This is a genomic window from Burkholderia sp. Bp9140, from assembly GCF_003853425.1.
Classification (GTDB): Bacteria; Pseudomonadota; Gammaproteobacteria; order Burkholderiales; family Burkholderiaceae; genus Burkholderia.
Genome location: NZ_QTPQ01000010.1, coordinates 168,503 through 177,722 on the forward strand (window position 1 = coordinate 168,503; position 9,220 = coordinate 177,722).

8 protein-coding genes and 1 pseudogene are annotated in these 9,220 nt (G+C 69.3%); 2 read left to right on the forward strand and 7 right to left on the reverse strand.

Going from position 1 to position 9,220, the window contains the following annotated elements; translation table 11 throughout:
* The first annotated feature begins 93 nt into the window (after positions 1–93).
* Positions 94–1,137 (forward strand): sigma-54-dependent Fis family transcriptional regulator, encoded by a 1,044-nt coding sequence (locus DIE21_RS11255; RefSeq protein ID WP_124497762.1) that lies wholly within the window; start codon positions 94–96, stop codon positions 1,135–1,137.
* A 26-nt stretch (positions 1,138–1,163) separates the two neighbouring features.
* On the opposite strand, the gene DIE21_RS11260 is transcribed toward DIE21_RS11255, so the two are convergent.
* The 5 genes and pseudogenes from DIE21_RS11260 to DIE21_RS11280 form a co-directional block, all read right to left on the reverse strand.
* Positions 1,164–2,114: a glycosyltransferase family 4 protein gene (locus DIE21_RS11260; protein ID WP_124497763.1), complete on the reverse strand. Its 951-nt coding sequence runs from the start codon at positions 2,112–2,114 to the stop codon at positions 1,164–1,166.
* Positions 2,104–3,180 carry a glycosyltransferase family 9 protein gene (locus DIE21_RS11265; RefSeq protein WP_124497764.1) on the reverse strand — a complete coding sequence of 359 codons (1,077 nt, stop codon included), beginning with the start codon at positions 3,178–3,180 and terminating at the stop codon, positions 2,104–2,106. Before DIE21_RS11265 ends, DIE21_RS11260 begins: the two co-directional genes overlap by 11 nt.
* Positions 3,177–3,278, reverse strand: a pseudogene (locus DIE21_RS11270) (glycosyl transferase family 2); the annotation flags it as partial. The gene DIE21_RS11265 and the pseudogene DIE21_RS11270, both read right to left, overlap by 4 nt.
* A gap of 169 nt (positions 3,279–3,447) precedes the next feature.
* Entirely contained in the window at positions 3,448–4,257 is an 810-nt protein-coding gene (locus tag DIE21_RS11275) for a BON domain-containing protein (RefSeq protein ID WP_124497765.1), read from the reverse strand.
* Between the two features lie 240 nt (positions 4,258–4,497).
* On the reverse strand, positions 4,498–4,863 hold the full coding sequence (locus tag DIE21_RS11280) for a chemotaxis protein (RefSeq protein ID WP_124497766.1): 366 nt from the start codon (positions 4,861–4,863) through the stop codon (positions 4,498–4,500).
* A 310-nt stretch (positions 4,864–5,173) separates the two neighbouring features.
* On the opposite strand from DIE21_RS11280, the gene DIE21_RS11285 reads away from it, so the two are divergent.
* The gene (locus DIE21_RS11285) at positions 5,174–6,763 is read left to right on the forward strand and encodes an ATP-binding protein (RefSeq protein ID WP_124497767.1); all 1,590 of its coding nucleotides are present in this window, start codon (positions 5,174–5,176) and stop codon (positions 6,761–6,763) included.
* A 90-nt stretch (positions 6,764–6,853) separates the two neighbouring features.
* Here DIE21_RS11285 and DIE21_RS11290 read toward each other — a convergent pair whose 3' ends face one another.
* Positions 6,854–8,389, reverse strand: a complete 1,536-nt coding sequence (locus DIE21_RS11290) for an FAD-dependent oxidoreductase (RefSeq protein WP_124497768.1) — start codon at positions 8,387–8,389, stop codon at positions 6,854–6,856.
* A 208-nt stretch (positions 8,390–8,597) separates the two neighbouring features.
* The coding region (locus DIE21_RS11295; protein ID WP_148092753.1) for a PLP-dependent aminotransferase family protein at positions 8,598–9,220 on the reverse strand (623 nt) is incomplete at its 5' end.

The following is a 9,220-nucleotide window of genomic DNA, read 5'->3' on the forward strand; positions in this document are numbered from 1 at the left end:
GTATGCTTTCTACGTGAAAAACGGCGCGCACCACGTCATTTTTTCATCTTGCCTCGCCGATTTCGGTCAAAACACCCCAACACGATCCCACTCATGTCGAAATCAGACGATGACGGCACGCGACTGTTCGGCCGCTCGCGAACGATCCAGGAATTGCTGCTGAAAGTGTCACGCGTCGCCGCGACGCGCGTCAGTGTGCTGGTGGTCGGCGAAAGCGGTGCCGGCAAGGACATCGTCGCGCGGCTGATCCACGACATGAGCCCGCGCCGGCGCGGGCCGTTCGTGCCCGTCAATTGCGGTGCGATCCCGAAGGACATCGCGGAATCGCATTTGTTCGGACATGAAAAAGGCAGCTTCACCGGTGCCGTTGCGCAACACGTGGGCATGTTCGAGGCCGCACGCGGCGGCACGCTGTTTCTCGACGAAATCGCGGAAATGCCGGCGGAATTGCAGGTGAAACTGCTGCGCACGCTCGAATCGAACACGATCATGCGCGTCGGCGGCCACGAAGCGATTCCGCTCGACGTGCGGATCGTCGCGGCCACCCATCACGATCCGGTCGAGGCCGTGCGCAGCGGACGGCTGCGCGAAGACCTGTTCTACCGGATCGCGACGATCGCGCTGCATGTCCCCGCGCTGCGGCAGCGCGAGGACGACGTCGGCGACATCGCGCTGCAGATCGTCGATCGGCTGAACGCGCGGCACCGCACGCGCAAGCGCCTGTCGATGCAGGCGATGAAGGCGTTGCGCGCGTACACGTGGCCCGGCAACGTGCGCGAGTTGCGCAACACGCTGGAGCGCGCGTTCATCCTCGCGGACGAACAGATCGAGCTGCAACTGCCGCGCCGGCTGCCGCCTCGCGAGGAAGTGCGTCACAACGCGATGACGCTGCATATCGGCACGACGCTCGCGCATACGCAGCAGCGCTTCATCGTCGCGTCGCTGCGACATTTCAACGGCGACAAGCCGCGCACCGCGAAGGCGCTCGGCATCAGCCTGAAGACGCTGTACAACCGCCTCGCGCTGCTGCCCGAACACGAGCGCAACGCGGCGAGCGGCGCGGCCGCGCCGACGCCGGGCGCCAGTGGCACCGCCGATGCCGCCAGCCCCGCGGCGCCTGGCGCACCGAACCCGTAAGCGCGGCACGTCGGCAGCCGCGTCGTCTACGACGCGACGTCGCGCAACACACTGTCCCAGTCGCGCACGAACCGCTCGATCCCGAACCGCTCGCACGCGTCGCGCTTCGCCGCCGCGCCCCACTCGCGCGCCAGTTCCGGATCGCGAATCAACAGGCGCATCGCGTCGATCAGCGCGGCGGGCCGCGTATCGGCGACACCGTTGTGGCCGCTCCGCACGAGCTGCGCCATCTCGGTCGTCGCGAGCGCGACGACCGGCATCCCGATCATCATCGCCTCGATCACCGCGAGCCCGAGGCTCGTATAGCGGATCGGATTGAAGAAGAACCGGTAGTGCGACAGGAACTGCGGCAGCGCCGGGTTCGGCACTTCGCCGATGCCGCCGAGTTCGGTCGAGCCCACCCCGATCAGGTCCAGCGGCACGCTGTGACGCACGACCTCGAACAGGTCCGCGCCGAGACGCCGCCCGCGCCGCGCGAGGTGGTTCACGACCGTCACGCCCTTCGGCAGCGTGCCGCGATACTCGATACCGTCGGGCAGCAGCACGCCGTGCTCGATCACGCGCGTCGGCGTGACGCCGTTGTCCCACATCAGCGCGTTGAACGGCGTCACGTGCACCAGCAACACGTTCGGGTCCTGTACCGGATGCAGCGTGTCGGTCGGATGCTCGCGCGGCGGATCGTGCTCGACGAACAGCGCCGGCAGCATGCGCTGCGCATCGCTCAGGAGCCGCATCCGGTCGTGTTCGTAGTGACGGTGATGCTGGTACAGCACGCAGTCGAACTCGGTGTCGCGCACGCACTCGACGGGCACCTCGTGCACGTTGCCGCCCCACGGCAGGTGGCCGCCCCGCCCCGCATAGCCGGGCGGATGCTGCGGTTTCGTCACGATGTAGAAATCGTGCGGCGCCTGCGACAGGTAATACAAATAGTTGCCATGCACGTGCCAGGTAAGCACGCGCAACCGCTCACGTGACATGACGTCTCTCCTTCGCGAGCAGTTCGCCCGCCCGCCCGATCACGTCGTCGACGCCGATCGCCGTCGCGCATTCGTGCCCGTACGGGCAGGTGTCGAACCGGCACGGCCGGCACGCCGGGTCGTTCGCCAGCACGCGATGACGGTCGGTGTCGAGCGGCGCCCGGCGGGCCGTGTCGCTGCCGCACGCGACGACGATGCTCGGCGTGCCGAACGCCGCCGCGACATGCGACACACCCGTGTCGTTGCACAACAGGAGCCGTGCACGGCCGATCAGCGCGGCCAGCGCACCGAGCGGCGTGCGGCCGCACAGATTCACGCACGGCCGCCCGAGCTGCCCGGTGAATGCGCTGGCCAGCGCGAGTTCGGTACGCGTGCCGGTCAGCACGATCTGCCAGCCATCGTCGGCAAGCTGTCGCGCGACCCGCGCGAAGCGTTCGACCGGCCAGCGCCGCGACGCCATCCGCGCGCCCGGATGGACGATCACGTAGCGACCCGGATCGAGCGCGTGCTCATCGCACAGCACATGCCAGAGCGCGTAGTCGAGGCCGCCGAGCGGGAATTCCAGATAGTCGCCCCAGTCCGGATAGCCGAGCTTGCGCGTCAGCGACAGGCAGTGCGTGACCTCGGATTCGCCGTCACGCCAGTTGACCGAACAGTCGAGCGCGGTCGTGCCGCCGTCGGGCGGCACGAAGCCGGCGATGCGCGTCGCGCCGAGCGATGCGACGATCGCGTTGGTCCGCGCGCCGCTGCCGTGCAGCTGGATCGCGAGATCGAAGTCGCGCGCACGGCATTCCGCGACGAACGCTTCCCGTGCTGCCGGGTCGGCTCCCGGCTGTTCGCCGAGGCCCGGCGCGCCGGGAAACGCGATGAAGTTGTCGATGTAGTCCGAGAAGCGCGACGCGAATTCGCGCGCCCACGGCAGCCCGATCAGCGTGATGCGCGCATCCGGTTCGCCGCGCCGCAGCGCGCGCAGCGCGGGCACCGCGCACAGCATGTTGCCGAGCTGCAGCGCGCGGAATACCGCGATGCGCATCGGAGCGGACGACGGAGCGGAATCGAGCATCATGGCAAGAACACCCGTAAGTGAAGCGCGCCGCGCAAGCGCCAGTACAGCGACATGGGCGGAATCGCGATCGACGTGACGATCATCTCGGCAACATGCGACGACATGCGACGGCGTCAGGCGTGTACTGCGCCAAGCGCTCGCGGCACCGGGACGGCCGCACGGCATGCGCGGTTGCCGCGCCTGTCGAACCTGTCGCGTGTCGTCGTTGCCGATCGTCAAGCGCGCGCGGCTCGTGCCGGTGGCCGGGTCGTCCCGTGCATCGCGCCGTCAATGGCGCGACTTGCGGTCGCGGCCTGAGCCGCTGCCGGGTTCGGGATCGCGCGCGGGTGGCTGCGTCGGCGTGACGGTCCGCTGCTCCGGATGCAGCACCAACCCCGTAGCGTGCTCGTCGTCGCGGCGCACGCGCACGCGGTTCTCGACGTCGCGCACGCACATGCAGCCGTCGGCGATGTCCTCGATGTCGTACTTCATCCAGCGCGACGGCACGGTACCGTCGAGTTCGACGCAGCCGTCGTGCACCTGCACGGTAACGTCGCTCACGTCGATGTCGAGCGCATACGTGAGCCGCTCGCAGACGTCCTCGCGAATCCGCTCGTCCGTGCGCGTATAGCCCTTCGGCCCGCTGCGATGGCGCATTGCCTCGCGCCGCGGATCGCCACCGACGCGCGACGGGGCGGCCGCGTCGGGGCCGTGCGGATCGTCGCGCTCGCCGCCGTACCACGCCATCCGGTGATGGCCGCGGAACCCCGGCTGGTCGCCGCCGTAGCGTCCTTCGCGGCCTTCACCCTGACGACCGGGGTTGCCGTAGCCTCGCTCGGCTTCCCACGCGGGATCGCGCCGACGCTGCTCGGCCAACGAGCGTGCCGAACGTTCGCTCCACTCGCTACCCCAGTCCTCCGGGCCGACGTCCTCGCTCGCGAAACGCCGATAGGCGGATGCATAGTCGGCATCGAGCCGCCCGGATTCGTCGCCCCGATACTCGCGCACGCCGGCGCCCCGGTACGCGCGTTCGCTGCGTTCCTGCCAGTCGGGCGAGCCGCTCCGTTCGGTTTGCCGTCCGGGATATCGTCGTTGCATGATGTCTCTCCTCGATCTCACCTGTGCCGCGCACCGCCCGATGCCGCGTCGCGGCGCGCGTCGGTCGAGTCGTTGCAAATCGCGTGCCGCGTGCGGAATCGGCGCGAGCTCGCGTGCGACGCGAGGGCGGGCCGTCGTCGAACGTCCTGATTCCGTGCACGCGATCAAGCGTCCCTGGCCGGGTGCTCCTATCTGCAACGCGATTGCAGTTTTTGCGCAGATCGCGGCCGCGCCGCGACGCTACACGTCGCCCGCACCCCGTTTTTCGGGGGCGTCCGGTTCGTCGGTGCCGCCTGGTTCGCTCAGCCGTTCCGTGCGGTCCGGCTCGATGTCGGCCCCCTCCTCGAGCCCCGCATCTCCGTCCGCCGACGCACGCTCGCCGGTGCCCGCTCGGTCCGTATCGCTGTCGAGCGATGCGTCGCCGCGCTCCAGCGCGTGCGCGTCGAGCGGCGAATCGACGTCGAACGGATAGCGCCGCGCGCCGGCCGTGTCGCTACCGCTGTCTGACGAGTCGCTCGGCCCCAGCGCGCGCCCGTCGCGGCCGCGGCGTGTGTTGTCATCGTCCGGGCCGGCCGGTTCGCTGTCAGGGCTCAGTGTGCTGTTCATGGCGGGGTCCTCGTGTGGCGTCAAGCCGCCGCGCCTGGCGGGCTGCGGCGTGTGCGCGTCACGCGACAGGGCAATCGACATGCCAGGCGGCCGGCAATCGCGTCGCGATCTGCCCGGTCGGAGCCGGATCCGATCCGGGTGACGCTCGGCACAGGCAATGCGCACCCATTGATCAGGCGAATCGAGTTCCCTTACGCTTGCGAAGCGTTCGAAGGGATCCATCCGATTTGAATCAGCATCGTCGCCGCCGGCTCGGCCAGTGGCGGCGGCAGGGCGCGCTTCGTGCGCCCGCATTTGACTGGCCGTTCCGATGAAAAAAGACGACGCCACTTCCGATCCTCACCCGCCGCTCGGGCCAGCCGACGCGCGGGACCTGCTACACCGCTTCGCCGAGTTCCGCTTCGAAACCGTCGTGGGCGCAATCAGCGATTACGCAGTCTTCATGCTCGACCCGCACGGCAACGTCGCCACGTGGAACCGCGGCGCGGAACGCATCAAGGGCTATCGCGCCGCCGAGATCGTCGGCAACCATTTCTCGCGCTTCTACCCGCCCGACCTGGCCTTGGCCGGCCGGCCCGCGTTCGGGCTCCGGCAGGCCGTCACGCATGGCCACTTCGAGGACGAAGGCTGGCGCGTGCGCAAGGACGGCACGCTGTTCTGGGCCAACGTGACGATCACGGCCGTGCGCGACCAGGAGGGAGCGCTGGCCGGCTTCATCAAGATCACGCGCGACATGACGGAGCGCAAGCGGCTCGCGGAACTCGAAGCGTCGACGCACCGGCTGAGCGTGTTCATCGCGATGCTCGCGCACGAATTGCGCAACCATCTCGCGCCGCTGCGCCACTCGGTCGGCGTGTTGCAGAGCCTGCCCGATCCGGCGCCGCCACTCGCGCAATGCCGCGACGCCGTGCATCGCCAGGTCGGACAACTGACGCGGCTCGTCGACGACCTGCTCGACGTCGGGCGCATCACGGCCGGCAAGGTCGAGCTCGACAACGCGCCGGTGACGGTGCGCGACGTCGTGTGCCGCGGTGTGGAGGGCATCCAGCCGACGCTGGCCGCGCGCGAACAGAACATTCGCGTCGACCTGCCGGCCAATCCGGTGGTGGTGCGCGGCGACGCCGTGCGGCTCGTGCAGGTGCTGCACAACCTGCTCGACAACGCGTCGAAATGCTCGCCGTGTGGCGCGCGCATCGACATCGGCGCCAGTGTCGAAGGCGCTGTCGTCGCAATTCGCGTAACCGATCACGGCGTCGGCATCGACGCCGGCTCGCTCGAATCGATCTTCGAGTTGTTCGAGCAGGAAGGCGTGCCGGGCCGGCGCCCGTCCGACGGCTTCGGCCTCGGTCTCGCGATCTGCCGGTCGTTCGTCGAGCTGCATGGCGGGAGGATTTCCGCCGAAAGCGACGGCCCCGACCGCGGCGCGACGTTCACGGTGCGGTTGCCGATCGAGCACGCGGCGCGCATGACGCCCGTCGACACGCCCGTGCCGCGCGCCCCCGAGCAGCCGGCCGGTGCGCCGCTGCGCATCGTCGTCGTCGACGACAACTGCGACTCCGCCGACACGCTCGCCGTGCTGCTGCAGGTGAAGGGCCACGCGCCGCGCGTCGCGTACAACGCGCAGGATGCGCTGGCGCTCGCGCGCGACACCATTCCGCACCTGATGCTCATCGACCTGTCGATGCCCGACGTCGACGGCTTCACGCTGCTGTGCGAACTCCGCACGATCGACGCGCTGGCCGGCATGACCTGCGTCGCACTGTCCGGTCATGCGCGCCCTGCCGACCTTGCACGCACCTCGAGCGAGGGCTTCGACGATCACCTCGTGAAGCCGGTCGAGATGGCGGTGCTCGACGCGCTGTTGCAGCGCGTCGCGCGCAAGGTTCACGGCACGCCGTAGCCGCTGATGCCAACGCGCAGCGCGCGCACATGCGCGCATGGCGCACACTCCCGCCGTGCGACCACGCTGCGGCGCACCATCGCGCCCGATTCACTCATGCGCCGCACCCTGCCGTTCGAGCGCCTCTTCCGCGCGCAGGCAGTCGAGATCGCGGCCGATCGTCGCGACCGCGAGCCGCGCATTGCCGCGCCAGTACGTCACCGAACCGTCATGCGCGCGCAGGTCGCCGTCGATCTCGACGCGGTCCCACTGCTCCGCGTGCCCCACATAGCGGACCGTCAGGTCGTAGTGCTGGGTCCAGAAGAACGGCACCGCGTCGAACGGCCGCCGCTGGCCGAGCATGTTGCGCGCCGCGGCGATGCCCTGCCGCTGCGCGACGACCCAGTGCTCGACGCGAATGCGCTCGCCCGTCAACGGATCGGGCCAGCGCGCGATGTCGCCGGCCGCATAGATGTCCGGTGCGCTCGTCTGCAGGAAACGGTCGACCGTCACGCCGCGATCGACGGCCAGGCCGGCGTCCTGCGCGAGCGCGACGTTCGGATGCACGCCGATGCCGACCACCACGACGTCGGCCGGCAGCACGTCGCCGTTCGACAGCGACACGTTGTCCGGTGCGATCTGCGCGAGCGTCGCGCCGAGATGGAACGTCACGCCGCGCGACTCGTGCAGCACGCGGATCGTGTCGCCGAGCGCTTCGCCGAGCACGTGCGCCATCGGATGCGCATCGGGCGCGACCACCTGCACGTCAAGCCCGCGCGTACGCAGCGCGGCGGCCGCTTCCAGGCCGATGAAGCTCGCGCCGGCCACGACGCAGCGCTGCGCCGTCTTCAGCTTGCCGATCAGCGCATCGCAATCGGCGCGCGAGCGCAGCACGCACACGTGCGGCAGATCGGCGCCCGGCACGGTCAGCCGGTTCGGCTCGGCCCCGGTCGCAAGCAGCAGCGCGCCGTAGCCGACCCGGCTGCCGTCCGCGAGTTCGACCGCGTGCTGCGCGGGATCGATCCGCGCGACGCGCGTGCCGCAGCGCACGTCGATGCGCTGGCCGGTATAGAACGACGCGCCGCGCAACGGCAGCCAGTCGGCTTCGGCCGTGCCGGCCAGATAATCCTTCGACAGGTTCGGCCGGTCGTACGGCGGCTCGCTGTCCGCGCTCAGCAGCGTGATCGTGTGCGGATAGCCTTCCTGCCGCAGCGTCACGGCCGCCGCGATCGCGGCCGCGCCGCCGCCGACGATCACCACCGAGTCGGGCAGCCCGGCCGTCTTCAATGCGGGCGGTGATGCAGCGGGCCGCGCATCGAGCACGACCGCGCGGCCGTCGCGGCGCTCGACGCGCCAGCACGGCAGGCCGTCGAGCGCCGGCGCACGCTGCAGTTCCCCGGTGCGCAGACAAAACGCCGCGTGATGCCACGGGCAGCGGATCGTGTCGCCGACCAGCAGCCCGTCGGCCAGCGGCGCGCCGTAGTGCGGGCATTGCGCGCCCACGGCAAACAATTCGTCGGCGCGGCGCACCAGCAGCACCGTTGCGTCGCCGACCTGGCCCTCGATCATCGCGCCGTCGGCGATGTCGTCGAGCGCGATGCCCTGCGCGAGATCGGGACGTGAAGACGAGGCGTCGCTTCCTGACATGGCGTGACTCCCGAGGTGTGAGGTGACGATCCCATTATCGGCGTCCGTCCTGAAAAGAACAGGTACAGACGCCCCCGCAGCGCACGCAAACACGGACCGTGGCCGGGATGCGGTCCACGACCGGCATGGGACGTCATCAACGTTGCGGTGCAACACGCGCGGGATGCGCGTGCGGAGGTATCTGGCGGCCCGGGCAATCCGCGTGCCGTCAGTCCATGCAGGATGCCGCGAGCTTGCCGACCGTGACGATCGCCTGCTCGATCCCGGGCGACCACGGGCTGCTGTAGTTCAGCCGGATGAAATTGCGATAGGTATCCGCGATCGAGAACATGTAGCCGGGGCCGATCGTGATCCCCTGCTCCAGCGCGAGCTGGTACAGCCGCATCGCATCGACCTGCGCCGGCAACTCGACCCACAGCACGTAACCGCCGGCCGGACTCGAGATGCGCGTGCCCTCCGGAAAGAACCGCGACACCATCGCGCGCATCAGGTTCGCCTGCTGCGCATACGCCTTGCGAATCCGCCGCAGGTGATGTTCGTAACCGTCGCGTTCGAGAAACTCGGCGATCGCGAGCTGCGGTGGCGACGGCGTCGCCAGCGTGTTCAGGAATTTCAGCTTCTCGACCTGCTCGCGATACCGGCCCGGCAACGCCCAGCCGATCCGGTAGGCCGCCGTCAGGCTCTTCGAGAACGATGCACAGTGCAACACGATCCCGTTGCGGTCATAGGACTTCAGCGCGCTCGGGTGCGCATTGCCGAAATACAGTTCGTTATACACACCGTTCTCGATCACCGGCATGTCCGATTTAGTTGCAAACTCAACCAGTTCGC

Bases quoted from the DNA above. Each gene is read 5' to 3' on its own strand.
- DIE21_RS11280 (WP_124497766.1), bottom strand. From the start codon at position 4,863: ATGAACAGCACACTGAGCCCTGACAGCGAACCGGCCGGCCCGGACGAT.
- DIE21_RS11255 (WP_124497762.1), top strand. From the start codon at position 94: ATGTCGAAATCAGACGATGACGGCACGCGACTGTTCGGCCGCTCGCGA.
- DIE21_RS11260 (WP_124497763.1), bottom strand. From the start codon at position 2,114: ATGTCACGTGAGCGGTTGCGCGTGCTTACCTGGCACGTGCATGGCAAC.
- DIE21_RS11285 (WP_124497767.1), top strand. From the start codon at position 5,174: ATGAAAAAAGACGACGCCACTTCCGATCCTCACCCGCCGCTCGGGCCA.
- DIE21_RS11275 (WP_124497765.1), bottom strand. From the start codon at position 4,257: ATGCAACGACGATATCCCGGACGGCAAACCGAACGGAGCGGCTCGCCC.
- DIE21_RS11265 (WP_124497764.1), bottom strand. From the start codon at position 3,180: ATGATGCTCGATTCCGCTCCGTCGTCCGCTCCGATGCGCATCGCGGTA.
- DIE21_RS11290 (WP_124497768.1), bottom strand. From the start codon at position 8,389: ATGTCAGGAAGCGACGCCTCGTCTTCACGTCCCGATCTCGCGCAGGGC.